The organism is Pseudomonas allii, from assembly GCF_055380095.1.
On record NZ_AP039450.1, the window covers coordinates 2,995,888 to 3,020,286 of the forward strand.

The following is a 24,399-nucleotide window of genomic DNA, read 5'->3' on the forward strand; positions in this document are numbered from 1 at the left end:
CGGGATTATCGCGGTGATATCAATTTGATGCACTATCCGTATGGATAGATCTGCAAACCTGCTTATTGCGCGCCGAAAACCGCCGTCCAATAAATCCCTGCGTCACTCTTCGGGTCCATCGCATAGGCCGCGCCCAGCTCGCGAAACTGCGGGTTCATCAGGTTGGCGCAATGGCCCGGGCTGGCGAGCCAACCGTCGACCACCTTGCGTGGCGTGTCCAGGCCGGCGGCGATGTTTTCGCCGATGTTCTTCGCGATGTACCCGGCCAACTCCGCACGGTCGCCCGGTGTGCGGCCGTCGTGGTCGAGGTGGTCGAAGAAGTTGCCGTTGGCCATGTTGCGCGTGTGGCTGTTGGCGGCGCCGGCCAGGTCGTCATTCCATGACAACGGCGTGGTGGCAGTAAACGCCTGGGGGCCGCATTGCCGCGGCTGCGATCGAGCGGTGTTGATCAGGTTGAGCAGTTGCTTGCCCTCGGTCTGCCAGTCGCCCAGGCCACTGGTCAGCAGCGGGCGGGCGAGCACGATGCGCCAGTCCTGGCCGCTATTGCTCACGCCGATATCGACGAATTGCGGGTCCAGCACCACGCGGCAGAAGCTCTCGCGCACAGCCTTCATGGCCGCCTGGGCATCCTTGGGCCCGGACAGGCTGATGGCCTGCACGTTGACCATCGGGTACGCGGCGCGTGCCAGCGCTTGCTGCAAATCGCCGACATTGGTGGCGGGCAGCACCAGCCGTGTGTCGCTGGCCAGCGGTGGCAGTTCCTGGGAACCCTGGTCGCCGCAGCGCTGCACCTGGCTGCGGTATTGGTTGATCTGTTGTACCAACTGACTTTCTTCATTCGCCATCGCGCTGGCGCAGAACACCGTAGTGGCGGCCAGCGTCGTGAGACCCATCATCAATGACAGAACGCGCATGGACGTTACCCTTGAGCTTGAAAGTGCCCATGATGCGCGATGTAACCCGGTCTGGCGCAACGCCTTTTTTGTTTTTTTGCCTCAATGGGTGTTCTGAAGGCTGTTACAAGCGCTGAAGCGGCGCCATGCCATCACACTGGCCAGCAGGATCAAACCCAGCGCCACGCTGAACGTGGTATGCAGACCATAGGCCACTGATTGGGGCAGGGCGCGGGTCACGTCCGGGCTGGCCCAGGCAAACACTGCACCCAGTACGGACGTGCCGACGATCAACCCGAGATTGCGTGACAGGTTCAGCAGCCCCGATACAGTGCCTCGCTGCGAGCTGTCCACATCGCTCATGACCGCCGTGTTGTTGGCCGCCTGGAACAGGCTGTAGCCGGTCGTCAAAACAACCAGCGAGGCAAGGTAGGCGATCAGTCCGGACCCCAGCGACAACAGCAGTGCACCACAGGCCAGCACTCCCAGCCCGGCGAGTGTCACGCGTTGGCTGCCGAAGCGATCGGTGAGGCGTCCGGCGGGTACGCCGGTGAAGGCCGCGACACAGGGGCCGAGCGCCATCGCCAGTCCCATCCACTCAGGGTCGAGACCCAGGCCGCGGGACAGATAGAACGGCCCGACCACAAAGGTGGCCATGATCACGGCGGCGACCAAGGCACTCATGGCCAGGCCGGCGCGTAATCTTGGCTCTTTCAGGAAGGACCCGGAGCCTGGGCTTGTGGACGATGACGCCCAGGGCCGATCAACCGGCAAATACTGGTAGGCGATGGCGGCGGCCACCGATCCCATTGGTATGCCGACGAGGAAGATAGCGCGCCAGCCCCACACACTGAGCAACAAGCCCCCCATGCTTGGCCCCATGGCGGTACCCACGGCGGACATTGTGCCGAGCAAGCCCATGACCCGACCGGTACGCTCCTTGGTCACCGTATCGCCAACCATGCCCAGGGCCATGGCCATCATCACGGCTGCACCGAGTCCTTGCAGGATGCGCGCGCCAACTAGCCCCGCCAGTGACGTCGCCATCCCACACAGTCCACACGCCACGGTGAACAGCAGCAACCCGGCGAGCAACAATCGCCGGCGCCCCAGGCGATCACCCAGGCGCCCGGCACTCACAATCACCGCGGTGATTGCCAGCAAGTAGGCCAACACCACCCACTGCACGGCATGAAACGACGCATCGAACGCACGTGCCAGGCTGGGCAAGCCGACGTTGGCGATGCTGGTGCCGAGGGAGGCCAGCAGCATGGACAGGGACAGGCTGACAAGGCTGCCAGGGGAAGACGTGTGCATGGGTGATTCCTTGAATGAACGCAACTGTCACAAATCTACGGGGTGGCCTAACATGGCGGAAGACGCATGGATTGCAGTTAATACCTGCATGTGACGCCTTATGAGGAGTATCGATGCCCGATCTCAACCTGCTGATCACCCTGGATGTATTACTCGCCGAAGGCAGCGTCGCCGCGGCGGCCAAACGCCTGCGCCTGAGCCCATCGGCCATGAGTCGCGCCCTGGCGCGTCTGCGCGAGACCACCGGCGACCCATTGCTGGTGCGCGCCGGGCGTGGCCTGGTGCCCACGCCAAGGGCCATGGAATTGCGTGAACAGGTCAGTCGCCTGGTGCAGGACGCCCACGCCGTGCTACGTCCCGTGCAATCGTTGGACCTGGCCCAGGTAAAGCGCACCTTTACCCTGCGCACCAGCGAAGAGTTCGTCGAGAATGTCGGCCCGGCCCTGTTGGCGCGCATCGCCCTGGAGGCGCCCGGCGTGCGCCTGCGCTTCATCAACAAGACCGACAAGGACAGTGCGATGCTGCGCGAAGGCCGTGTCGACCTGGAAACCGGCGTGGTCGACCCTACCGCCAGCCCGGAACTGCTGACCCAGGCATTATTCCGCGACCGCGTGGTGGGCGTGGTGCGCGATGGCCATCCCCTCAGCCAGGGCACGGTCAGCGCCGAGCGTTATGCTGCGGGCCAACACGTCTACGTGTCCCGGCGCGGGCAGGACCGTGGCCAGATAGACGATGCGCTGGAAGTCCGAGGCCTCACGCGACAGATCAGCACAATCGTCGCCGGTTTTGCCACCGCCATCGCCCTGGCCCGCGACACCGACCTGATCGCCAGCGTGCCCGAGCGCTACACCACCCATCAACGTGCAGGCCTCTACAGCTTTGCGCTGCCGCTGACACTGCCGGGCTTTACCGTGGCGATGCTCTGGCACCCCCGGCTGGATGCCGACCTGGCCCATCGCTGGTTGCGCCGGTGTTTGCGTGAGGTATGTGCCGAACAGGTACAATCCGTGCTGCCTTGACGCTGAACCCCAGGAATTTGCATGTACAGCCTTACCCGCTACACCACACCATGCCCCGAGCCGATCAACAGCCAGATCCTGCAACTGGTGGTGGATAACCTCACCGACATCAGCAGCGTAGCGCTGCCCCCGAGCAACCTGCTGTACAACATCTACCAATACGCCACGGGCTTTGAAGTGCACCTGTACCTCGAAGCGCTCAACGGTGCCAAAGGCATTGCGGTCGAGTTGGTGGTGGCAATGGAAGACGAAAAGCTCATCGGCTTTTGCCTGTACCTGCCCGTGAAGGATGATCCAGAGGCCTGCGGTGTGGCGTTCATGGCGGTGCAAGTTGGCTATCGCCGCCAGGGTGTGGCCCGCGCAATGATGCGTGACGTGCTGAGCCGGTACCCCCATGCGGAACTGGCGTGCTCAGTGGAGAAGGTGCCCGCATTCGAGGGCATGGGCTTTCAAGTGCGTGGTGCACGGGGCACCCAGGTATTGATGAACACGCGGGACTACGGCACCGATGGCCTGATGGGCGTGCTGGATGTGGCAGCGATCTACAGCTCGCTGGAGGTACGGCAGATTCACACGTACCTGCTGCAAAAGCATGGCAAGCGCGCCATGGTGGACGCGGAGAAGCAGCGTGATCGGCACCTCGATCAACTGCAGCGCAAGGTGCAGTTGTTTGTTGCCGGACGTTGAGTGAACCGGTTTCTTGTGGCGAGCGGGCTTGCCCCGCGTTGGGCTGCGTAGCAGCCCCCCGGTTACAATGTGGCAATGTGAGCTGTCAGTTGCCGCCGCTGTGTCGGTTGTTGCATCGTCACGAAAAACTATCTAGACACGCCCACGATTGACCATCGCCAGGATGGTCGCCAGCAACTCCTGCTGCGCCTCTTCACGGCTGATCTCACCACTGGCCGCCGCTTGGGACAACGCCTCCGCAGCCCCCAGCATCGCCCTTAGACCCGCCTGAGAAATCCGTCCGAAGGGCGACAGTGCATCGCGGCATTTATCGAGAAAGATCGCTTCGTACTGGCGCTTGAGCGTCTCAAGCTCCGGCGAGCTGCTGAGCGCGGCAATCACTCCTGGAATTTCCCGACCCTGCAACAGCACGCAGTCCACATAGGACGCGGCGATCACCCAGGCACGATCCTCAAGCGTGGCGCTGCTGGCCTCGATGGCGTCGACAAACACCTGGTTCTGGCGTGCGTCGAAGTCCTCATACAGCGCGGTCAACAACCCGGCACGAGTGACGAAATGGTCGTAGACCACCGGTTTGGTCACGCCTGCCAGTTCGGCCAGGCGGCCGAGGGTCAGGGCGTCGGTGCCTTCATTACGCACCAGTTGCCAGGCCACTTCGAGTAATTGGCGCAGGCGATCTTCACGGGACAGGCGACGGCGTGGGGCAGGGGATGCAGGGCTTGACATGCTTATATACCAAAAGTAACTTACCAATCGTAACTTAAGCCCAGCCTAACCCTAAACGGGAGTTTTTGTCATGCATGCGTTGATTGTTGTTGCCCATCACGACCCGCAATCCCTCACCCACAGCGTTGCCGCGCAGGTGGCCGCCGGCCTCGGCGCATCCGGCCACACGTTCGAGATCGCCGACCTCGCCGCCGAAGGGTTTGACCCGCGCTACAACGCGGCTGACCATGCGGTCCACCGCAGCCATGCCAGGCCCCCAGTCGACGTACTGGCCGAGCAGGCCCGTGTTGACCGCGCCGACGCCCTGGTACTGGCGTTCCCGATCTATTGGTGGTCGCTGCCGGGCTTGCTCAAGGGTTGGATCGACCGCGTGTTCGTCAACGGCTGGGCCATCGAGTACGGCCCGGCTACCCCGGTGGTGAAAAAACTGCGACACCTGAAAGTGCACCTGCTGGCCCTGGGCGCAGCGGATGACGATGCCTTTGAACGGCATGGCTATGCCAAGGCGATGCGCACGCAGATCGACTACGGGATTTTTGATTACTGTGGCGCGCAGGTGGTGACGTCCGAATTGTTGCTGGAGTCGGAAAGCGGCGGGGCGCAGGCGCACCTGGACATGGCCAGGACTGTTGGGCGGGGACTGTTCGAAGCCGAGGCAGTTGCCGGTTGATTCAACCTTCGCGAAACAGGTCGTGGGCGTCCAGCAGGCGGTAGGCGATTTCCGGGCGTTTTTCCAGGCCTCGGCGGATCGCGGCCGGGATCGATTGGCGGGTCTTGCGGCACATCCCCGGTAAATCGTCGATGACGATCTGAATCCCACGCATGCTCTTGACCTCGGTATGACCGGGGGCGATATGCACGCGGATGCCCAGTTGCTGGTACATCAGCTGTTGCATGCGCTCCAGGTCTTGCAGGCTCTTGAGGTCTTCAAGACGGTCAAGCAGCTTCTTCTCTTCCTGGCGCGTGAGCTGGAGGATGCGCTGGTCGGCGCCCGGCGTCTCCAGCAGCTGTTCGCGGTCGCAGACGCAGGCGCCGGGTGGGCAGGGTTGGCGAATGTTCATGTGCAGAGCCTCCCCATTCCGACGCTGACGCTTTAATAGCTCAGTTGGACCCCAAGACTGCCCAAGGCCGTCCAGTATTCAGGATAGGTCTTGGCCACGCAGTCCGGGTCCTGAATGCGGATACCCGAAACCTTCAGCCCGGCCAGGGCAAAGCACATGGCGATGCGGTGGTCGGCGTGGGTGTCGATCAGCGCGGTGCACGAGGTGCCGGCCAGCGCAGGATCACTGGCTACCAACAAGTCATCGCCTTCGATGGTCGCCAGGCCCGGACGGATTTCGTTGAGGCCGTCATGCAGAGCCTGCACACGGTCGCACTCCTTGACCCGCAGGTTGGCCAGCTCGGTGAAACGCACCGGCGTGTTGTTGAACGCCGCGAGCACCGCGAGGGTCGGGATCGCATCCTGCATCTGCGAGCCGACCACCGTGGCCTGCATGTCCGGGAACTGCGCGATCACGGCCTGGGCCTTGGCGTCTGGCTGGGTGAAGTCCTGCGCCGCCACGCCGATGTCGATGCGGCCCCCGGTCAACACTTCAGCGGCCCACAGGTACGTGGCGGCGGAGGCGTCCGGTTCGATCAGGTAGTCGTGGGCGGTGTAGCCGGTCGGGGCCACGCGCCAGGTGGTGTCGTCGACGGCTTCAACCTGGGCACCGAAGGCGCGCATGCAGTCCAGGGTCAGGTCGACATAGCCACGGGCACCGATGTCCTTGCCGGTCAGCGCCACTTCAATCGGCGCTTCGCCGCAGGCCGCGAGCATCAGCAGGGCCGACACATACTGGCTGGACAGACCGCCGTCGATCTTGAAGCGCTTGGCCTTGATCTTGCCCACGCCGTGCACGGTGACCGGCGGGCAACCGGTCGGGCTGTCGACCTGGATACCGTTCTGGCCGAGCGTTTCCAGCAGCGGGCCGATCGGGCGTTTTTGCATGTAGTCGTCGCCGGTCAGCACCACGGTGCCTTCGACCGTGGCCACGGCAGCGGTGAGAAAACGCATGGCGGTGCCGGCGTTGCCGAGGAACAGCGGTTGTGCCGGCAGCTGCAGTTTGCCGTGGCCGGTGACCACGAAGGTGGTGTCGTCCGGCTCGTCGATGGTCACGCCCATCTGGCGCAGGGCCACCGACATATGGCGCGTGTCGTCACTCTTCAGCGCGCCGCTGAGACGGCTGGTGCCCTTGGCCAGGGCCGCCAGCAACAGGGCGCGGTTGGTAATGGATTTGGAGCCGGGGGGCGCGACCTTGCCATCGAGGGGGAAGTTGGGCGGTGTAACGGTCACGGTTTTCTGCGAACTCAAGGTACAGGGCTCCTGATCAAGGCAAGGTCGGCGGGCGGACCCGAATAATCGGCCAAAGCGGCGGTGCTTGTCGAGCGCGCGGTCGCAGACGCTGAAATTTACTGGGCGGTGTACATCAATTCCAATTGTAGGAGCTGGCTTGCCGGCGATGGCGTCCTTACGGTGTACATATCCGTTTCTTTGGTTACGGCGGCTATGGGTTCCGCTCTTACAGCGGCTCACTTTTGATAGAGCGCAAAAGTAAGCAAAACGCTCTTGCCCCAACACTCGGCACCTCGCCCAGGCTCGGTGTGCCCGTAATCCGACAGGGATTTGGGGGGCCGCCACCACGCGCCATCCATGGCGCGGGGCGGCTAAACCGGCATCCCTGCCGGTTTACCCCCCAAATCCCTGCCGAATTCCGGCCAGCGTGTTTGACGGGGCGCCTAAGATCAAAATCAAAAGCCAGAGCACGGTGGCCTGACAGCCGGCTTGAGTGGTGTAAAGCAATGTAGGAGCCGGCTTACCGGCGATGCAGGCGCTTCGGTCCTCCAGATACACCTATCGCTGTGCCAACCAATAATCATGCAGCGCCCGCGCAGCCGGTTCGATTTCACTGATGCGCTGCTGGTGCGCCTGTACATCCAGGTCGGCCGGCAGTTCGAAGTTGTCTTGCTCGGCGCACCAGGAGATTTTTTCCAGCTCGGCGGCTTGGGCGGCTGGCAGTTCTGGCCAGTTACCGATGGCGGCGCCACGGATGTAGCCAAAGCACCACTCCTCAGCGAGGGTCACGGTGTGGCCCTGGTGTTCGGTTTCGTCGAAGCGCGCCTTGAAGCCCGTGGCGTCGGTGGCCAATTGCCCGGCCAGGGTGTTGATATGGCGTACGCACAGTTCGAGGAAGCGTTGCGCTTCGTCCATGTTGTCCCATTCCGGGTTCTGGCCGCCCCAGATCGCCGGGAACCACTCGGCCACATCCACCTGGGCCGGGCTGGACACCAGTGCGGTGAAGTAGCCGTCGAGTTCGGCCAGGTTCAGCACCGAATGGTCGTCGCCGTATTTAAGCAAAGTGTCTTCGATGAACTCGAATTCGGCGGCGGTGAGGGGTTGGGCGTGCATGGGCATATCCTTTCAACGTCGAGCGCCGCGAATGGGGCGGCTTAAAGCGCGAAGGATGGCGCTTGGGCCCAGCCCTTTCAAGGTCTTTAGGTAGAACAGGCGATAAGTACCCTGTGGCAAGCCCGCTCGCCACAATTGCCGTGTTCACCCTTAATGGGAGGGCGTCAGTCAGATATGGCCGGCTTTTTTCCAGCAGTTTCCATGCGTTGGCACAGCTTGCTCACGCACACCGCGCCGACAACTGCGAGGATGATCGGCACCAGGAAGTCATGGTCGATGCGGGTGAATTCCGCCACCAGCACAATCGCGGTCAGTGGCATGCTCATACTGGCAGCGAGGAATGCCGCCGCGCCGATGAGCGCAAATGCGCCCAGGGGCACGCCGGGCCATGCCAGGCTCCAGGCGCCGCCGAGGATGATCGCCAGTAACGCACCATTGGCCAGGCCGGGGGTGAGTAATCCCCCTTCGGCCCCGGCGCGCAGGCTGCTGGTGGTGATCAGCACCTTGACCACCAGCAACAGTGCGGCCAGACCGATGGCCAGTTCATTGTCGAAACCCAACTGCGCTGGGCCTTTGCCATTGCCGAGGATTTGCGGCAGCAGCATCGCCAGGCCGCCGACAACGGTGAAGTTGATCAGCGCCAGTACCGGCAGGCGCCAGCCTCTGGCGGCGTTCGCCCTTGCTGCGCCGGTCAGCCGGGTGAAGGCATAGGCCGCCACGCCGAATACCGGCCCACACACCACGGCCCAGGCGATCAGTGCCGGGCTCAACACGAAGTGCGGCACGACGTATTGCGACTCCGCTCCCAGCCCAGTCCACGCCACCGCTGCGCCAATCGCCGAGGTCGCCAGCGCAATCAGCGCCGCCGGCCAACTGAAGGCGCCCACCAGCACTTCCAGTACAAACACCGCGCCGCCCAACGGCACGTTGTACACCGCCGCCAGCCCGGCACCCGCACCGCAGGCCACGATCAGGCGGTGCATGGGCGGTTGGAGTCGGGCGCGCTGGGACAGCCAGGTGGCGGCCAGTGCACCAACCTCACGGGGCGCCACTTCACGCCCCAGCGGCGAGCCGAGAGCCACGGTGATGATCTGCAAAAGCGCGTGGGCGAGGGTGGTCTTGGGCGGCATGATCGGCATCTGTTCCGACACCGCCTGCTTGATGCTCACCAGCGTGCGCCCGTAGCGATAGAGCGTCCACCAGCCCAACCCGGCGACCAGGCCGCACACCACCAGCACCAGCAAACGGCGCTCTGGTGCGGCGGCGGTCACACCCCACAAAAAGGTTTCATGGCTGACCAGGCTGTCGAGGCTGTAACCGTACGCCAGGTGCTGAATACCGTGCAGCAGCAGGGCCAGGAGCATGCCGCCCAGGCCCGCGCCAATACCGGTGAGCACGACCACCAGGGCCAGAATCAGCGATGAACGCAACGTGGACGGCATAGACGGCTCCAGGCAAGGGCCCTGATTGTATAGCCGATAAACCGGGACTCCAGGATGAAATGTATCGGCGCTGCATGAACCTTGCGCCCACAACATTCCATTACGTTTGCCCGTCCCGTTTTTGGCCGATGTGCCGTCACACACACTTGTTATAGTTCGGGCCTTATCACTCGCCAGTCAGGGATCACTGCCATGTCCGAATACCAAGCTTTCGTCGTCGAACTCACCGGCAACGTTGCCCATGTGCAGATCAACCGCCCGGAAAAGATCAACGCGATGAACGCCGCGTTCTGGACCGAAATCATCGACATTTTCCAATGGGTCGAAGACACCGACGCCGTGCGCGCCGTGGTGCTCAGCGGTGCCGGCAAGCATTTTTCCTCCGGCATCGACCTGATGATGCTGGCCTCGGTGGCCAATGACTTTGGCAAGGATGTCGGCCGCAACGCACGCCTGCTGCGCCGCAAGATCCTTGAGTTGCAAGCCTCGTTCAATGCCGTCGACAACTGCCGCAAGCCGGTGCTGGCGGCGATCCAGGGCTATTGCATCGGTGGCGCCATCGACCTGATCAGCGCCTGCGATATGCGCTACGCCGCCGAAGGCGCGCAATTCTCGATCAAGGAAATCGACATCGGCATGGCCGCCGACGTCGGCACCCTGCAGCGCCTGCCGCGCATCATCGGCGACGGCATGCTGCGCGAGCTGGCCTACACCGGTCGCCAGTTCGGCGCCGAGGAAGCGCGCAGCATCGGCCTGGTCAATCGCGTCTATGCCGATCAGGACAGCCTGTTGGCCGGTGTGATGGAGATTGCCCATGAAATCGCCGCCAAATCGCCGATTGCGGTCACCGGCACCAAGGCCATGATCAGCTACATGCGTGACCACACGGTCAATGACGGCTTGGAATACGTTGCCACCTGGAACTCGGCTATGTTGCAATCCAACGACCTGCGCGTGGCCATCGCGGCCCATATGAGCAAGCAGAAACCCGAATTCGTGGATTGACTGACATGACCCCAGGCTGGATTACCACAACGCTGCTGGACAACGACACCCCTGGCGGCTGGGCCGTCGCCCGCAGCCGCGATGGCTTTTTGCATGACACCAATGGCCCGTTGTTCCCCCGGGAATGGCTCAAGCGCCAGGACCTGTCGGTGTTTGCCGAACACGGCATCGGCCACCTCGACGGCGAACCGGTGTACCTGCTGGAACTCAATGCTTCTGCGCAAGTGCCGGGTTGCAGTTGGCAGGGGTTGCGCGGTTTCATGCTGCAAGGCGATCACACCCTTTACAAGGTGCTGGGCTACGCAGCGCAGATCGGTACCTGGGCACGGGAGCACAGGTTTTGTGGCAGTTGCGGTCAGGCCATGGTCCAGGTGCCGCGGGAACGCGCGATGCATTGCCAGGCCTGCGACTTGCGCAGCTACCCACGGATCTCGCCGAGCATGATCGTGCTGGTGACCCGCGGCGACGAGATCCTGCTGGCGCGTTCGCCACGCTTTGTGACAGGGGTGTACAGCACGTTGGCGGGGTTCGCCGAGCCGGGAGAGTCGGCCGAGGACTGTCTGATCCGCGAGGTTCGCGAGGAAGTGCAGGTGGAGGTCAAGAATATCCAGTACATGGGTAGCCAGTGCTGGCCGTTCCCCCATTCGATGATGCTCGGCTTCCATGCCGAGTACGCCGGTGGCGACATCGTGCCCCAGGCCGATGAGATCGAGGACGCGCAGTGGTTCAACATCCACGAGCTGCCGCCGTTGCCGGCGTCACGTTCGATTGCGCGTTACCTGATCGACCTCTACCTGGCCCGGCGTCTAGGCCACGCTGAACCAGTGCTGCCAGGCTAGGCGCACGGTCAGGCCGAGGACCACGGTGATGAACACCGGGCGAATGAATTTGGCGCCACCGCTGATCGCGCTGCGGGCGCCAAAAAACGCGCCGCACATCACCGAAAGGCCCATGGCCAGGCCGACGATCCAGTCCACCGAACCATTGATGATGAACACCGTCAGCGCCGCCGCGTTGCTGACGAAGTTCATGCTGCGCGCCACGCCGCTGGCTTTGACCAGGTCGATGGGGTGCAACAGCATCGTGCTCACGGTCCAGAACGCCCCGGTGCCCGGACCTGCAACGCCATCGTAGAAGCCCAGGCCGAAGCCCTGGGTGGCCTGCCATTTCTTCTTGATCGGCGCGTCGGCATCCAGCGGCGCCTTGGGTGTGCCGCCGAACAGCAGGTACACGCCACAGGCGAACACAATCACCGGCAGCATCTTGTTCAGGGTCTCGGCCGGCAGGTAGTGGGCGACCACGGCGCCGGTCAGTGCGCCGATCAGCGTGCCTACGATGGCGTGCACCCATTGGCGCGGGTGGAACAGTTTGCGGCGATAGAAGGTAAAGCTCGCGGTGGCCGAGCCGAAGGTGGAACTGAGCTTGTTGGTACCCAGTACCAAATGCGGCGGCATGCCGGCGGTGAGCAGGGCGGGGGTGGTCAGCAGGCCGCCACCGCCGGCGATGGCGTCGATGAATCCGGCAATGAAGGCGACCACCGCCAGAATGGCGAGGGTGGCGAGGTCTACGCTGAGTTCGAAGGGCATGGGCAGGGCTTATTCTTGGCAGGGCGCTATGCGAAAGGCCGCCATCTTACTCGCGGGGAGTCTGCAAATCCAAATGTGGGAGGGGGGTTGCCCCCGATTGCGGTGTTCCAGCTAACTCATCTGTAGCTGATCCACCGCTATCGGGGGCAAGCCCCCTCCCACATTGTTACTGCGTCGACTTACGATCGATGGGTTTCGATCCACTCCAGCGCCGTACGCCAGATACAAATCCCGAGGAAATACGCCGACATCACCGACCACAACCCAAACGTCCAGGGGTTGGTGTTCGGGTAATCCACCACCATCAGGAAGCTGCACAGCAACCAGATCGTGGTCACCGCGATATTGATCGGCATGAACCGCTTTACCCGGAACGGGTGCAAAAACTTCATCGGTGTCACGGTCAGCAGGGCCAGGCCGATCACCGTGAGCAAGGTGACCCAGGCTTCCGGCTGGATGATATAGACGCACAGCGCCACCACGTTCCAGGCGGCGGGAAAGCCGACGAAGTAGTTGTCCTTGCTCTTCATGTTCACATTGCAGAAGCAGAACAGCGACGACACCAGGATCACCGACACTGTAAACAGGTGGGTGAAGTCTGGCAGGTCGATATAGCGGTAGATAAACAGCGCGGGAATGAACACATAGGTGAGGTAATCAATCACCAGGTCCAGCACCGAGCCGTCAAAGCTCGGCAGTACCGTGCTGACATTCACCCGGCGTGCCAGTGAACCGTCGACCCCGTCCACCACCAATGCCAGGCCCAGCCACAGCAGGCAGGCCTTCGGCGAGTTTTCCAGCAGCGCCAGGGTGGCCAGGAAGGCCAATACCACACCGGTGGCGGTAAAGCCGTGGGCGCCCCAGGCTTTGAGTCTGGCTACATGCAGGGTCGATATCACGGGCGGTTCTCCAAAAGGTGAAACGGGGCAGCCGACAACGTGACGCCGTCGAGTCTGGCCGGGGAATGCAGGTATCGACCGGGAAGGGGGTAAGAAGGTTCACCACCCCGGCGTATCACTTAGCGTAGCAAGCGTAAGACGTTTCGGCATCAGCCCTGGCGGAACACCAGTGCCTTCAAGCCACTTTGCGGGTCGATGTCGGGAAACTCCGCTGGGTTTGCCAGACGTTCAACGAAGCGCAGGGCCGGTGCTTCGCGGGTGACGCCGTCGATCAGGAAATCTTCGCCGAAGGCCGGGTCGTTCATGCACGCCAGCACCGTGCCCTGTGCCGTGAGCAAATCCGGCAGGCGGCGCAGCACGCGTTGGTAGTCCTTGGTCAGCAGAAAGCTGCCTTTCTGGAACGACGGCGGGTCGATGATCACCAGGTCGTAGGGGCCGCTGTTGGTCACTTTGGCCCAGGACTTGAACAGGTCATGGCCGAGGAAACTCACCTTGCTCAAGTCATGACCGTTAAGTCGATGGTTATCGCGGCCACGGCTCAAGGCGCCGCGTGCCATGTCCAGGTTCACCACATGCTCGGCGCCGCCTTCGATGGCCGCCACGGAAAACCCGCAGGTGTAGGCAAACAGGTTGAGTACGCGTTGGCCACTGGCCTGTTCGCGCACCCAATTACGGCCATGGCGCATGTCGAGGAACAGCCCGCTATTCTGTTTCTTGCCCAGGTCGATCAGGTAGCGCAGGCCGCCTTCGGTGATGACTCGCTCATCGACGGGCTCGCCCGCCAGCCATTCGGTGGTGCTTTGCGGCAGGTAGCGGTGTTGCAGGGCAACGGTATAACGGCCGAACTGGCTGTGCAGCAGCTGTTTCAAGGCGTCCAACTGTGCCGCGTCGGGCTCCTTGAACAAGGCCACCAGCAGCACGCCTTGCAACCAGTCCACCGTCAGTTGCTCAAGGCCCGGCCAGCAGCGACCACGGCCATGGAACAGGCGGCGGGTTTCGCTCGGCGGCGTTTGCAGGGCTGCGAGCAAATGAGCGTGCAGGGTGGCGAGTGCGTCTGGGTTCATCGTTAAACGTCATTCATTGAGCGGGCGGCATTTTAAACACAGTTGCGGGGTCGTGGGTGGCTTGAGCACAACGTGCTGCGAAAAAGACAATGCGTAGGGATTCATGCTCAAAATGCTGAAAAAAGCGCCTGATAACAGGCAAAACATCCTCCGGCGCCGACATAAACTGGAAAAAAAGCCCGGAGGTGCCCATGAACGGTTTCACGAAAGCGCTGATTGACCAGCAGGAGCTGGATGAATGGCGCGACGCCCTGGCCTCGCTGGTAGCCAACGCCGGCCCGGCACGGGCGCGGCAGATCCTCGATGTGCTGGCCCAGGATGCCAGTGCCCCGCACATCGACTGGAAACCGCGCCACGGCACGCCCTACATCAATAGCATCAGTGTCGAGCAGCAGCCGGCGTTTCCGGGCGACCTCGCCACCGAAGAACGCCTGGCTTCACTGGTGCGCTGGAACGCCCTGGCCATGGTGGTGCGCGCCAACCAGGCCTATGGCGAGCTCGGCGGGCATATCGCCAGTTACGCCAGCGCGGCAGACTTGTTCGAGGTGGGTTTCAACCATTTCTTCCGCGCCCGCAGCGACGGCTTTGGTGGTGACCTGGTGTTCTACCAGCCGCATTCCGCGCCCGGCATTTATGCACGGGCGTTCCTTGAAGGCCGCTTGACTGAAGCCGACCTGGCCCACTATCGCCAGGAAATCGGCGGGCCCAAGGGAGGCGCGCGCGGCCTGTCCAGCTATCCCCACCCCTGGCTGATGCCGGATTTCTGGCAGTTCCCCACCGGTTCCATGGGGATCGGCCCCATCAGTTCGATTTTCCAGGCGCGTTTCATGCGCTACTTGCAGCATCGCGGCTTGCAGGACACCACTGACCGCCACGTCTGGGGCGTGTTTGGCGACGGCGAGATGGACGAGCCGGAAAGCATGTCCGCCCTGACCCTGGCCGCCCGCGAAGGCCTGGACAACCTCACCTGGGTGGTCAATTGCAACCTGCAACGCCTGGACGGCCCGGTGCGCGGCAACGGGCGCATCATCGATGAACTGGAAGCCTTGTTTGCCGGTGCCGGCTGGAACGTGATCAAACTGGTCTGGGGCTCTGACTGGGATGCGTTGCTGGCCAAGGATGCCGACGGTTCGTTGGTCAATACCCTGTCCAACACCGTCGACGGCCAGTTCCAGACCTTCGCCGCCAAGGACGGCGCCTACAACCGCGAACACTTCTTTGGCCAGAGTGACTCCCTGGCCCGGCTGGTCGAGGGCCTGAGCGATGAACAGATCGACCGCCTCAAGCGCGGCGGCCATGACATGGTCAAGATCCACGCGGCCTACCACGCGGCGCGGCAGGTCAAGGGCAAGCCCACGGTGATCCTGGCCCAGACCAAAAAGGGTTTCGGCATGGGCGAAGCCGGGCAGGGCAAGATGACCACCCACCAGCAGAAGAAACTCGACCGCGATGCGCTGATCGCCTTCCGCAACCGCTTCCAGTTGCCGCTGACCGATGAGCAGACCGAGTCCCTGAGCTTTTTCAAACCGGCAGACGACAGCGTCGAACTGCGCTACCTGCACCAGCGGCGCAATGCGTTGGGCGGCTACGTGCCGAGTCGCAGCCAGGCCGCCGCGCCTGTCGCCGTGCCGGCGGTATCGGGCTACGCCGGTTTTGCCACGGCCGCCGACGGCAAGGAAATGTCCACCACTATGGCATTCGTGCGCATGCTCACCAACCTGCTCAAGGACAAAGCCCTGGGCCCGCGCATCGTGCCCATTGTCGCCGATGAAGCACGCACCTTCGGCATGGCCAACCTGTTCAAGCAGATCGGCATTTATTCCAGTGTTGGCCAGCGCTACGAGCCGGAAGACATCGGCTCGATCCTCAGCTACCGCGAAGCCACCGACGGGCAGATCCTGGAGGAGGGCATCAGCGAAGCCAGCGCCATCAGCTCCTGGGTTGCGGCAGCCACCAGTTATTCAGTCCACGGCCTGCGCATGTTGCCGTTCTACATCTATTACTCGATGTTCGGCTTCCAGCGCGTCGGCGACCTGATCTGGGCCGCTGCCGACCAGCGCGCCCGTGGCTTCCTGCTCGGCGCCACGGCCGGGCGCACCACCCTGGGTGGTGAAGGCTTGCAGCACCAGGACGGCAGCAGCCACCTCACCGCTGCCACCGTGCCCAACTGCCGCGCCTACGACCCGGCGTTTGCCGGTGAATTCGCGGTGATCCTCGACCACGGCATGCGTCAGATGCTGGAGCACGATGTGGACGAGTTCTACTACGTGACCCTGATGAACGAAAACTACCCGCAGCCGAGCCTGCCGGAAGGCGTGGAGATGGCGATCATCAAGGGCATGTATCGCTTGCAAGCTACGGCCGATGCCAAGGTGCGCCTGTTGGGTTCCGGCACGCTGGTGCGCGAGGCGCAAGCGGCGGCGCAGTTGCTGGCGGAGGATTGGCGGGTGGCGAGCGAGGTTTACAGCGTGACCAGTTTCAGCGAACTGGCGCGGGAAGCACGGGAGGTGGAACGCTGGAACCGCTTGCATCCGCAGGCGGTGGCACGTGTCAGCCACTTGGCTGAGTGCTTGCCTAAAGGCGCGCCGGTGGTGGCCGTGTCCGATTACGTGCGGGCTGTGCCGCAGATGATCGGTTCGTATCTGGATTCCAGCTACACCGTGCTCGGTACTGACGGGTTCGGGCGCAGTGATACACGGGCGGCGTTGCGCGATTTTTTTGAGGTGGATCGGTATCACATCGTGCTGGCGGTACTGACGGTGTTGGATGCGCGGATGTGTCAGCTGGCGATTGAGAAGTACGGCTTGCAGACGGAGCGTGCGGCGTCCTGGAACTCCTGACAGGCGCAAATCAAAATGTGGGGCTTGCTCGCGAAGGCGGTGGATCAGCCAGCAGAGGTGTGTTCTGACACGCCGCCTTCGCGAGCAAGCCCGCTCCCACATGGGTTTTGTGCTGGTCTTTAGAGGGTCGCTATCAGGGCCGGCCCAAACGCTTCCTTGAGGAAACCTGGGGCGATATAGCGCTCGTAGTGCGCTTCGGACAGCAGGAAAAACTCGCGGTCGATGGCATCCCGCAGGTCGGCCAGCGGGCGCTCACGAAATTCCGGCAGCAACCCCAACCCATACGCCTCCAGCTTGGAAATCACCCGCGCGCCCCGCGCAATCAGCTGGTACGCCCAGCAATACGGCGATTGGTGCGGCATAAAGCGGATCTTGCGATTTTCCAGTTGCTGGCGCAGCAGGTGCGCGTCGAACACCTCCAGCTTGCTGGCCATCACCTGCACCAGCAGTTGCTCCAAGCGCAGCCACACCGCCTGTTTTTCCTCGGCGTTGTAGCCATTCCACTGGATCACTTCGTGGTGGTAACGCTTGCAACCTCGGCAGACCAGGTCTCCGTAGACGGTGGAGCACAGGCCGACGCAGGGCGTTTTGATGGTTTGATTGGGCATAAGTCGCAATTTGCAAAGTCTGTAAAACACCGCAGACCCAATGTGGGAGGGGGCTTGCCCCCGATAACGGCGCATCAGTCACAGAGTCTTTAACTGAAAGACCGTCATCGGGGGCAAGCCCCCTCCCACATTTTTGGGCCAGCGTCGTGGAATTAGTCCCAGCTCAGCGCGCCGCCAGTCTGGTACTCGATCACACGGGTCTCGAAGAAATTCTTCTCTTTCTTCAAGTCCATGATCTCGCTCATCCACGGGAATGGGTTGGTCGTGCCTGGATACTCTTCCTTCAAGCCAATCTGCGACAGGCGACGGTTAGCGATGAACTTCAAGTAGTCCTCCATCATCGCTGCGTTCATGCCCAATACACCGCGAGGCATAGTGTCGCGCGCGTATTCGATCTCCAGCTGCGTCCCCTGCAGGATCATCTGGGTCGCTTCTTCCTTCATCTCGGCATCCCACAAGTGCGGGTTTTCGATTTTGATCTGGTTGATCACATCGATACCGAAGTTCAGGTGCATCGATTCGTCACGCAGGATGTACTGGAACTGCTCGGCCACGCCGGTCATTTTGTTGCGACGGCCCATGGACAGGATCTGGGTGAAGCCGCAGTAGAAGAAGATGCCTTCCAGTACGCAGTAGTAGGCGACCAGGTTGCGCAGCAGTTCCTTGTCGGTGTCGACGGTGCCGGTTTCGAACTTCGGATCGGAGATCGAGCGGGTGTACTTCAGGCCCCAGGCGGCTTTTTTAGCCACCGATGGAATCTCGTGGTACATGTTGAAGATCTCGCCTTCATCCATGGCCAACGATTCGATGCAGTACTGGTAGGCGTGGGTGTGGATCGCTTCTTCGAAGGCCTGGCGCAGGATGTACTGGCGGCACTCCGGGTTGGTGATCAGGCGGTACACGGCCAGCACCAGGTTGTTGGCAACCAGGGAGTCGGCGGTGGAGAAGAAGCCGAGGTTGCGCATGACGATGCGGCGTTCGTCGTCGGTCAGGCCTTCGGGGTTTTTCCACAGGGCGATGTCGGCGGTCATGTTGACCTCTTGCGGCATCCAGTGGTTGGCGCAGCCGTCGAGGTACTTCTGCCAGGCCCAGTCATACTTGAAGGGCACGAGTTGGTTGAGGTCGGCGCGGCAGTTGATCATGCGTTTTTCGTCAACGGCGACACGGGCGGAGGCGCCTTCGAGTTCGGCGAGGCCTTCGGCGACGTCGAGTTTGTCGAGGGCGGCCTTGGCGCGGACGATGGCGGCGGAGTCGTTGGCGGTCACGTTACGGGCTTCCAGCGCAGCAGCAGCGCCGGCACCGTCGAGGCGGTCCATGTTGGCTTCGCTGGCGTGGCCGGCGTTGGCGCCCTTGATCACCGCTGCACCGGTGTCTTCGTTGTCGACTTCATCCCAACTCAGCATGGAAATGCTCCTTCCTGGTATTCGAAAAATAAGTGTTTTTGCAGGCTTCAAGGCATTGAAATACTGCGCATAGTGTGGTCGATAAATACCGAGGCCGCACACTATGTAGTGGTCTGTTCTGTTTGTGGGCACACTATATGGTGTGTCACACACTTGGTCAACGCACAAGACGGCACCCATCGTCGCAGGGGTATGAGCAAAACTCACCGCCCCATGACTTTTAATGGTTACGGCCGTTTTCCCCGCCAGTGCTAAAAATTCGCCAACCAGCTCCCCATAACAACACAGAGCGTTTGCGCAATGAAAACACTGGATCTGTACATCGGCGAGGGTTTCGAAGGCCCGGGCGTCAACGCGGCCCACATCAACATCCTGATCGGCCCACGCAATGGCCCGGCCGGCCAGGCGTTCGCCAACAGCCTCGCGTCCCCAAGCCAGGGCCATTGCCCGTTCATGGTGATCGCCCAGCCGAATATCCCGGTCAAGCCCATGACCCTCTACGTCAACAAGGCCGCCATTGGCAGCGACTTGCACGGCAACGCCACCTGGGGCGCGTCCCAGGCCGGCATCGCCAAGGCGGTCCTGGAGGCCTTGCTCGACGGCACCCTGCCGCCGGAAGCCGAAGACGAGTGGGCCATCGTCACCGCCAACTGGGTCAACCCGGCCTGCGATGACCTCGACGCGGTCTACCTGAACAACTATCACGCCTGCCGCACCGCGATTCGCGCCGCGTTGACCGGCACGCCGTTCACTGCGCAACTGGCGGATGTGGTCAACCAGATCAGCAACCCTTTCTACACGCCCAAGGCCTGAGGAGACTGCCATGCAATACACCCGTTTGGGCAACTCCGGCCTGCAAGTCTCGCGCCTGTGCCTGGGCACCATGAACATGGGCACCCCGGACTGGAAACCGTGGATCTTCGACGAAAAGCAAAGCGAGCCCATCGTCGCCCACGCCCTGGCCAACGGCGTCAACTTCATCGACCTGGCCGACTTCTACTCCGCCGGCGTCGGCGAAGAAGTGGTGGGGCGCATCCTCAAGCGCGTGGCGCGGCGTGACGACATTGTGGTCACCACCAAGGTCGGCTACGGCACCCGTAGCGGCATCAACGCCAGCGGCCATTCGCGCAAGCACATCCTGGACAGCATCGACCTATCATTGAGCCGCCTGGGCATGGATTACGTCGACGTGTTCATGCTGCATTACTTCGACGTGAACACCCCAGTGGAAGAAACCATGAGCGCACTGAACGACATCGTGGGGGCCGGCAAGGCGCGCTACATCGGCGTATCCACCATGCTCACCGGCCAGTTGGCGAAGATCCTCATGGCCTGCGAGCGCAACGGCTGGGTCAAGCCGATCAACATGCAACTGCAATTGAACTGCGCCTACCGCGAGGAAGAACGCGAAATGATCCCGTTCTGCCGCGATCAGGGCCTGGGCGTCTCGGTGTTCAGCCCGCTGGCTCGCGGCTTGCTCACCGGCGAGGTGCAGTCGACCCGCAACCAGACGGACTTCTTCACGCAGCAGATGTACAGCGATCAGGCGTCGTTCGACATCGCCCATTCGGTGCAACGCGTGGCGCGCGCCCGTGGCGTGTCCAACGCGCAGATCGCCCAGGCCTGGGTCGCCAACCACCCGGGCGTCGACGTCATGCTGGTGGGCGCCGACACCACCGAGCAATTCGACAGCGCGCTGGCGGCCTTGGACACCCAACTGGATGCCGAGGAACTGCACGAGCTGGAACGCAATTACACCCCGTGCGATGTGATCAACGACTACACCGCCGGCAAGCGCATCCTGCGCGAGGCCCGCCCGGGCCTGGCCCGTTTCAACCTGACCGAGGCCGTGGCATGAACCCGTTGATCCGTACTGGCAACTACATTGACGGCCAATGGTCCAGCGGTGGTCCGACATACCCGGTGTTCAACCCGGCCAATGGTGCGCTGATTACCGATGTACAGCGCGCCGCTGCCGAAGAAACCCACCTGGCCATCGACGCCGCCAACCGTGCCTTGCCGGCCTGGCGCAAGCTCACTGCCAAGGAGCGCAGCCAGCGCCTCAAGCGCTGGAGCGAGCTGATGCTGAGCAACCAGAAAGACCTGGCCCACTTGCTCAGCCTGGAACAGGGCAAGCCGCTGGCCGAAGCCATGGGTGAAGTGGTCTATGCCGCGAGTTTCCTGGAATGGTTCGGTGAGGAAGCAAAACGCGCCTACGGTGACGTGATCCCCAGCCACAAGGCCGATGCGCGCATCATCGTGGTCAAGGAGGCCATTGGTGTGGTCGCGGCGATCACGCCGTGGAACTTTCCGCTGGCGATGGTCACCCGCAAGGTCGGTCCGGCGCTGGCGGCCGGTTGCACGATGATCCTCAAGCCTTCGGAAGAAACCCCATTGTCGGCGTTTGCCCTGGCGGTATTGGCCGAGCAGGCAGGCATTCCGGCCGGCGTGTTCAACATCGTCTCCGGCGATGCCGTGGCGATTGGCGGTGCACTGCAAGCCTCCAGCGTGGTGCGCAAACTGTCGTTTACCGGTTCCACCCGCACCGGCAAACTGCTGATGCGCCAGGCGGCGGACACCTTGAAAAAGGTCTCGCTGGAACTGGGTGGCAACGCGCCGTTTATCGTGTTTGACGACGCCAACCTCGACGCGGCCGTCAAAGGCGCCATGGCCTCCAAGTTTCGCAATACCGGGCAGACCTGCGTGTGCGTCAACCGTTTCTTCATTCAGGACGGCGTGTACGATGCCTTCACCCGCAAACTGGCAGAGGCGGTCAGCGCCATGCGTGTTGGCAGTGCCTTGGAGGGCGAAACCGAGCAGGGCCCGCTGATCAACGCGGCGGCCCTGGCCAAGGTCGAGGCCCATGTCGGTGACGCGTTGGAGAAGGGCGCCACGTTGTTGTGCGGCGGCCGTCGCCATGCGTTGGGTGGAACGTTCTTTGAGCCGACCATCCTCACCGAGGCCCACGGCGACATGCTGATTGCCCAGGAAGAAACCTTTGGCCCGGTGGCCGCGTGCTTGCGGTTCAAGGACGAAGCCGACGTGTTGCAACGCGCCAATGACACGCCGTTCGGCTTGTCCGCCTACTTCTACAGCCGCGACATCGGCCGCGTGTGGCGCATGGCCGAAGGCCTGGAGGCCGGCATGGTCGGGATCAACGAAGGGATCATTTCCACCGAGGTCGCGCCGTTCGGCGGCATCAAGGAGTCCGGCCTGGGGCGTGAAGGCTCCAAGTACGGGTTGGATGATTACCTGGAGATCAAATACCTGTTGATGGGTGGGCTATAAGGGATTGCTGACTTGCCCCAGCCACTGCGTAAACAACCGCACCTTGGATAAACCCTGTTTATCCGTCGCCACATCCAACCAATAGCCATAAGGGCCGATCACCTCAATAGGGGTGATCGGCAACAGGCTGCCGGTCGCCAACTCGCGTTCGATCATTTGCCGGTCGATCACCGCCAAGCCACCGCCGGCCAGGGCGGTATGGATCACCTGGTCGAGGGTGCTGAATTCCAGGCCCTGACCTGCATCCACGTCTTCTCTGCCCATGGCCGCCAGCCAGTTTTCCCAGACCTTCAAGCGCTTGCCGTCGTGCAGGATATGCAGCAGCGCAAATCGCCGCAGGTCGGGCGGTTGGCCGTCGCTGAACAGCTCCGGGCTGGCGACCGCGATGTGTCGCTCCATCACCAGCAGCTCACTGCTGCAGTGTGCCGCAGGTTCCAGGCCGAAGCGGATCTGGCAGTCGACTTCTGCGAGGTTGTCGTGGGTCGCCTGGTGGGTGACGCTGAGGTTGATATCCGGGTAGCGCTCACAGAAGCGTCGCAAATGCGCGGACAACCAACGCGTGGCCCAGGTGGGCGGCGCGACGATTCGCAGGCGCTGACGCAAGTTGGGCACGCGCACGGAGTGCAGGGCGCGCTCGATGTGGTCGAAGGCGTCGCTCAGGTGCGGCGACAACGCGAAGCCGGCTTCGGTCAGGGACAGCCCTTGGGGCGTGCGGATGAAGAGGGCGACGCCGAGGTAGTCTTCCAGTTGCTTGATTTGACGGCTGACCGCGCCCTGGGTGACGTTGAGGCCCACGGCGGCCTGGCTGAAGCTGCGATGGCGGGCGACTTCTTCGAAGACGCGGAGCATGTTGAGGGCGGGGAGGTGGCGCATGGTTCGAGTTCCACACATTGTTTTTATGGTGTTTGTGCTGGCTTCTTCGCGGGCAAGCCCGCTCCCACAGGGGAATGCATTACAAATGTGGGAGCTGGCTTGCCTGCGATGGCGTCAGTGGCCTATTAGAAGTAATACCCAATGTTCATATACAGCTGGTTCTCCCACTGGTTGCTACCCCCAGCCCCCAGGCTCTGGGTATAGCTGCTGCCGCCGATGTAGGGATCGTTCTTGCCGATCAGCCATTCCGTCGCGATCCACAATTTGCTCAACGAAAACGATGTACCGAGGATCACCCGCTGCGACGTCTTGAACGCATCGGCGGATTTATCAAAGGCGCTGTAGTTGGCATACAGCTTCACGCCGCTGACCTGGTCCCACAGGTACTTGCCACCCACGTCATAGCTCAGGTCTGCCACATACAGATTGCCGCGACTGGCCACGTTGAAGGTGCCGTCATAGCCGCCCAGGGTCACCACTTCGTCGGTGCCGGCGTTGCGCGGTGACATCTGTTGGCGCGCCGCCTGCAATTGCAGGCCCCACGGGCCGTTCTTGCCCAGGTAGTGAATGGCCACGGCGTTGCGACGGCCGTCGTTGCCGGTGTCTTTGTTCTCCAGGGTGGAGGTGAGGCCGGAGAGGCCGACTTCGGATTTCCAGTCGCCCAGGTCCAGGGCCTTGGCCACGCGCAGCACCACGGTGTTGCGCTCCTGGTTGTCGCTGCCGTCCGCTACATAGCTGTCGGCACCGGACACCACGCTGGAATAGGTCACGCCCTTGCTGGTGCCTTTGCCTTGCCACGCGGGGCGCAGGTAGTAGCCCGCCTGGATATTCCAGTCGCCGGTTTGTTGCACGTATTTGGCACCGACTTGCTGCACGTCTTCCAGGCCGATCACGTTGCCCAGGGTTTCGTAGAACGTGCTGCCGAAGTACGGCTGCAGGCCGAACGGCACAGTGTTCAAGCCCACCTGCACTTGCTGTTCGGGGTTGAATTTGTAGCCGACCCAGGCGAACTTGGCGAATTGGATATCGCCGTAGTTCTTGGTGTACTGGTAAGGGTACGAACGCCCGTAGAAACGGTACTGCGCCTCGCCGATCCAGCTGTCGGAGTTGTACTTGGCACTGAGGAACACGGTGTCGAGGCCGAACTTCTGGATGTCGCGATCCGGGTCATAGTCCCAGCGCGCGCGGATGGCGCCGCCGAGGTCGAGGTTGTCGGTGACCTGCACGGCCATGGCCGGCGCCGCAAGGGCGCCGAGCACGGGGATGAGGGTGAAGCAGCGCATCGTTGGTCGCATGGTTGTACT

Annotated in this window: 23 protein-coding genes; 9 read left to right on the forward strand and 14 right to left on the reverse strand. The window is 62.5% G+C overall.

The window, feature by feature from the left end; all coding sequences use genetic code 11:
• Nucleotides 1–62: 62 nt before the first annotated feature.
• The gene (locus ACZ445_RS13395; RefSeq protein WP_464705398.1) at nt 63–914 is read right to left on the reverse strand and encodes a CAP domain-containing protein; all 852 of its coding nucleotides are present in this window, start codon (nt 912–914) and stop codon (nt 63–65) included.
• An 81-nt stretch (nt 915–995) separates the two neighbouring features.
• A complete protein-coding gene (locus ACZ445_RS13400) occupies nt 996–2,210 on the reverse strand; it encodes an MFS transporter (protein ID WP_464708441.1) in 1,215 nt (404 codons plus the stop codon).
• Between the two features lie 113 nt (nt 2,211–2,323).
• On the opposite strand from ACZ445_RS13400, the gene ACZ445_RS13405 reads away from it, so the two are divergent.
• Together ACZ445_RS13405 and ACZ445_RS13410 are read left to right on the forward strand one after the other, a co-directional pair.
• Nucleotides 2,324–3,229 (forward strand): LysR family transcriptional regulator, encoded by a 906-nt coding sequence (locus ACZ445_RS13405; protein WP_464708442.1) that lies wholly within the window; start codon nt 2,324–2,326, stop codon nt 3,227–3,229.
• 21 nt (nt 3,230–3,250) lie between these two features.
• On the forward strand, nt 3,251–3,916 hold the full coding sequence (locus tag ACZ445_RS13410; RefSeq protein WP_058425466.1) for a GNAT family N-acetyltransferase: 666 nt from the start codon (nt 3,251–3,253) through the stop codon (nt 3,914–3,916).
• 132 nt (nt 3,917–4,048) lie between these two features.
• Here ACZ445_RS13410 and ACZ445_RS13415 read toward each other — a convergent pair whose 3' ends face one another.
• Entirely contained in the window at nt 4,049–4,642 is a 594-nt protein-coding gene (locus tag ACZ445_RS13415) for a TetR/AcrR family transcriptional regulator (protein WP_058425465.1), read from the reverse strand.
• A gap of 70 nt (nt 4,643–4,712) precedes the next feature.
• On the opposite strand from ACZ445_RS13415, the gene ACZ445_RS13420 reads away from it, so the two are divergent.
• A complete protein-coding gene (locus ACZ445_RS13420) occupies nt 4,713–5,312 on the forward strand; it encodes an NAD(P)H-dependent oxidoreductase (protein WP_058425464.1) in 600 nt (199 codons plus the stop codon).
• Between the two features lies 1 nt (nt 5,313).
• Here the strand turns inward: ACZ445_RS13420 and ACZ445_RS13425 are convergent, their stop codons facing one another.
• The 4 genes from ACZ445_RS13425 to ACZ445_RS13440 form a co-directional block, all read right to left on the reverse strand.
• On the reverse strand, nt 5,314–5,703 hold the full coding sequence (locus tag ACZ445_RS13425) for a hypothetical protein (protein ID WP_071492567.1): 390 nt from the start codon (nt 5,701–5,703) through the stop codon (nt 5,314–5,316).
• Nucleotides 5,704–5,735: 32 nt separating this feature from the next.
• Nucleotides 5,736–6,992 (reverse strand): 3-phosphoshikimate 1-carboxyvinyltransferase, encoded by a 1,257-nt coding sequence (locus ACZ445_RS13430; protein WP_058425462.1) that lies wholly within the window; start codon nt 6,990–6,992, stop codon nt 5,736–5,738.
• Between the two features lie 540 nt (nt 6,993–7,532).
• On the reverse strand, nt 7,533–8,087 hold the full coding sequence (locus tag ACZ445_RS13435; RefSeq protein ID WP_464708443.1) for a UPF0149 family protein: 555 nt from the start codon (nt 8,085–8,087) through the stop codon (nt 7,533–7,535).
• A gap of 164 nt (nt 8,088–8,251) precedes the next feature.
• Nucleotides 8,252–9,529 (reverse strand): chloride channel protein, encoded by a 1,278-nt coding sequence (locus ACZ445_RS13440; RefSeq protein ID WP_464708444.1) that lies wholly within the window; start codon nt 9,527–9,529, stop codon nt 8,252–8,254.
• A gap of 192 nt (nt 9,530–9,721) precedes the next feature.
• Here ACZ445_RS13440 and ACZ445_RS13445 point away from each other — a divergent pair, with 192 nt between their 5' ends.
• Both ACZ445_RS13445 and nudC read left to right on the forward strand, forming a co-directional pair.
• Nucleotides 9,722–10,534: a crotonase/enoyl-CoA hydratase family protein gene (locus ACZ445_RS13445; protein ID WP_058427606.1), complete on the forward strand. Its 813-nt coding sequence runs from the start codon at nt 9,722–9,724 to the stop codon at nt 10,532–10,534.
• A 5-nt stretch (nt 10,535–10,539) separates the two neighbouring features.
• The gene (gene nudC / locus ACZ445_RS13450) at nt 10,540–11,373 is read left to right on the forward strand and encodes an NAD(+) diphosphatase (RefSeq protein ID WP_058427605.1); all 834 of its coding nucleotides are present in this window, start codon (nt 10,540–10,542) and stop codon (nt 11,371–11,373) included.
• Here the strand turns inward: nudC and ACZ445_RS13455 are convergent.
• From ACZ445_RS13455 to ACZ445_RS13465, 3 genes are all read right to left on the reverse strand, one after another.
• Nucleotides 11,341–12,120 (reverse strand): TSUP family transporter, encoded by a 780-nt coding sequence (locus ACZ445_RS13455; protein WP_179030364.1) that lies wholly within the window; start codon nt 12,118–12,120, stop codon nt 11,341–11,343. The genes nudC and ACZ445_RS13455 overlap by 33 nt on opposite strands.
• 179 nt (nt 12,121–12,299) lie before the next feature.
• A complete protein-coding gene (gene pcsA / locus ACZ445_RS13460) occupies nt 12,300–13,019 on the reverse strand; it encodes a phosphatidylcholine synthase (RefSeq protein ID WP_058427603.1) in 720 nt (239 codons plus the stop codon).
• Nucleotides 13,020–13,168: 149 nt separating this feature from the next.
• A complete protein-coding gene (locus tag ACZ445_RS13465) occupies nt 13,169–14,083 on the reverse strand; it encodes a class I SAM-dependent methyltransferase (RefSeq protein ID WP_058427602.1) in 915 nt (304 codons plus the stop codon).
• A 191-nt stretch (nt 14,084–14,274) separates the two neighbouring features.
• Here ACZ445_RS13465 and mdeB point away from each other — a divergent pair, with 191 nt between their 5' ends.
• Nucleotides 14,275–16,923, forward strand: a complete 2,649-nt coding sequence (gene mdeB / locus ACZ445_RS13470; RefSeq protein WP_058427601.1) for an alpha-ketoglutarate dehydrogenase — start codon at nt 14,275–14,277, stop codon at nt 16,921–16,923.
• A gap of 119 nt (nt 16,924–17,042) precedes the next feature.
• Here the strand turns inward: mdeB and ACZ445_RS13475 are convergent, their stop codons facing one another.
• Together ACZ445_RS13475 and ACZ445_RS13480 are read right to left on the reverse strand one after the other, a co-directional pair.
• Complete coding sequence (locus ACZ445_RS13475) at nt 17,043–17,531, reverse strand: DUF1289 domain-containing protein (protein WP_058427600.1); 489 nt, start codon at nt 17,529–17,531, stop codon at nt 17,043–17,045.
• A gap of 152 nt (nt 17,532–17,683) precedes the next feature.
• On the reverse strand, nt 17,684–18,934 hold the full coding sequence (locus tag ACZ445_RS13480; RefSeq protein WP_053135327.1) for a ribonucleotide-diphosphate reductase subunit beta: 1,251 nt from the start codon (nt 18,932–18,934) through the stop codon (nt 17,684–17,686).
• Between the two features lie 300 nt (nt 18,935–19,234).
• On the opposite strand from ACZ445_RS13480, the gene fae reads away from it, so the two are divergent.
• The 3 genes from fae to ACZ445_RS13495 are packed head-to-tail and all read left to right on the forward strand — an operon-like array spanning nt 19,235 to nt 22,222.
• Nucleotides 19,235–19,747: a formaldehyde-activating enzyme gene (gene fae / locus ACZ445_RS13485; protein ID WP_058427568.1), complete on the forward strand. Its 513-nt coding sequence runs from the start codon at nt 19,235–19,237 to the stop codon at nt 19,745–19,747.
• Nucleotides 19,748–19,757: 10 nt separating this feature from the next.
• Entirely contained in the window at nt 19,758–20,792 is a 1,035-nt protein-coding gene (locus tag ACZ445_RS13490) for an aldo/keto reductase (RefSeq protein ID WP_058427569.1), read from the forward strand.
• The gene (locus ACZ445_RS13495) at nt 20,789–22,222 is read left to right on the forward strand and encodes an NAD-dependent succinate-semialdehyde dehydrogenase (RefSeq protein ID WP_058427570.1); all 1,434 of its coding nucleotides are present in this window, start codon (nt 20,789–20,791) and stop codon (nt 22,220–22,222) included. The genes ACZ445_RS13490 and ACZ445_RS13495 overlap by 4 nt, the downstream gene beginning before the upstream one ends.
• On the opposite strand, the gene ACZ445_RS13500 is transcribed toward ACZ445_RS13495, so the two are convergent.
• A complete protein-coding gene (locus ACZ445_RS13500; RefSeq protein WP_058427571.1) occupies nt 22,217–23,095 on the reverse strand; it encodes a LysR substrate-binding domain-containing protein in 879 nt (292 codons plus the stop codon). The two genes, ACZ445_RS13495 and ACZ445_RS13500, sit on opposite strands and share 6 nt — an antisense overlap.
• A gap of 125 nt (nt 23,096–23,220) precedes the next feature.
• Nucleotides 23,221–24,390, reverse strand: coding sequence for a hypothetical protein (locus ACZ445_RS13505; RefSeq protein WP_058427572.1), 1,170 nt, complete (start codon nt 24,388–24,390; stop codon nt 23,221–23,223).
• Nucleotides 24,391–24,399 lie beyond the last annotated feature (9 nt).

Excerpts from the sequence above, each read along its gene's own strand:
- ACZ445_RS13395 (WP_464705398.1), bottom strand. The coding sequence starts at position 914 with ATGCGCGTTCTGTCATTGATGATGGGTCTCACGACGCTGGCCGCCACT.
- ACZ445_RS13400 (WP_464708441.1), bottom strand. The coding sequence starts at position 2,210 with ATGCACACGTCTTCCCCTGGCAGCCTTGTCAGCCTGTCCCTGTCCATG.
- ACZ445_RS13405 (WP_464708442.1), top strand. The coding sequence starts at position 2,324 with ATGCCCGATCTCAACCTGCTGATCACCCTGGATGTATTACTCGCCGAA.
- ACZ445_RS13410 (WP_058425466.1), top strand. The coding sequence starts at position 3,251 with ATGTACAGCCTTACCCGCTACACCACACCATGCCCCGAGCCGATCAAC.
- ACZ445_RS13415 (WP_058425465.1), bottom strand. The coding sequence starts at position 4,642 with ATGTCAAGCCCTGCATCCCCTGCCCCACGCCGTCGCCTGTCCCGTGAA.
- ACZ445_RS13420 (WP_058425464.1), top strand. The coding sequence starts at position 4,713 with ATGCATGCGTTGATTGTTGTTGCCCATCACGACCCGCAATCCCTCACC.
- ACZ445_RS13425 (WP_071492567.1), bottom strand. The coding sequence starts at position 5,703 with ATGAACATTCGCCAACCCTGCCCACCCGGCGCCTGCGTCTGCGACCGC.
- ACZ445_RS13435 (WP_464708443.1), bottom strand. The coding sequence starts at position 8,087 with ATGCACGCCCAACCCCTCACCGCCGCCGAATTCGAGTTCATCGAAGAC.
- ACZ445_RS13440 (WP_464708444.1), bottom strand. The coding sequence starts at position 9,529 with ATGCCGTCCACGTTGCGTTCATCGCTGATTCTGGCCCTGGTGGTCGTG.
- ACZ445_RS13445 (WP_058427606.1), top strand. The coding sequence starts at position 9,722 with ATGTCCGAATACCAAGCTTTCGTCGTCGAACTCACCGGCAACGTTGCC.
- nudC (WP_058427605.1), top strand. The coding sequence starts at position 10,540 with ATGACCCCAGGCTGGATTACCACAACGCTGCTGGACAACGACACCCCT.
- ACZ445_RS13455 (WP_179030364.1), bottom strand. The coding sequence starts at position 12,120 with ATGCCCTTCGAACTCAGCGTAGACCTCGCCACCCTCGCCATTCTGGCG.
- ACZ445_RS13465 (WP_058427602.1), bottom strand. The coding sequence starts at position 14,083 with ATGAACCCAGACGCACTCGCCACCCTGCACGCTCATTTGCTCGCAGCC.
- mdeB (WP_058427601.1), top strand. The coding sequence starts at position 14,275 with ATGAACGGTTTCACGAAAGCGCTGATTGACCAGCAGGAGCTGGATGAA.
- ACZ445_RS13475 (WP_058427600.1), bottom strand. The coding sequence starts at position 17,531 with ATGCCCAATCAAACCATCAAAACGCCCTGCGTCGGCCTGTGCTCCACC.
- ACZ445_RS13480 (WP_053135327.1), bottom strand. The coding sequence starts at position 18,934 with ATGCTGAGTTGGGATGAAGTCGACAACGAAGACACCGGTGCAGCGGTG.
- fae (WP_058427568.1), top strand. The coding sequence starts at position 19,235 with ATGAAAACACTGGATCTGTACATCGGCGAGGGTTTCGAAGGCCCGGGC.
- ACZ445_RS13490 (WP_058427569.1), top strand. The coding sequence starts at position 19,758 with ATGCAATACACCCGTTTGGGCAACTCCGGCCTGCAAGTCTCGCGCCTG.
- ACZ445_RS13495 (WP_058427570.1), top strand. The coding sequence starts at position 20,789 with ATGAACCCGTTGATCCGTACTGGCAACTACATTGACGGCCAATGGTCC.
- ACZ445_RS13500 (WP_058427571.1), bottom strand. The coding sequence starts at position 23,095 with ATGCGCCACCTCCCCGCCCTCAACATGCTCCGCGTCTTCGAAGAAGTC.
- ACZ445_RS13505 (WP_058427572.1), bottom strand. The coding sequence starts at position 24,390 with ATGCGACCAACGATGCGCTGCTTCACCCTCATCCCCGTGCTCGGCGCC.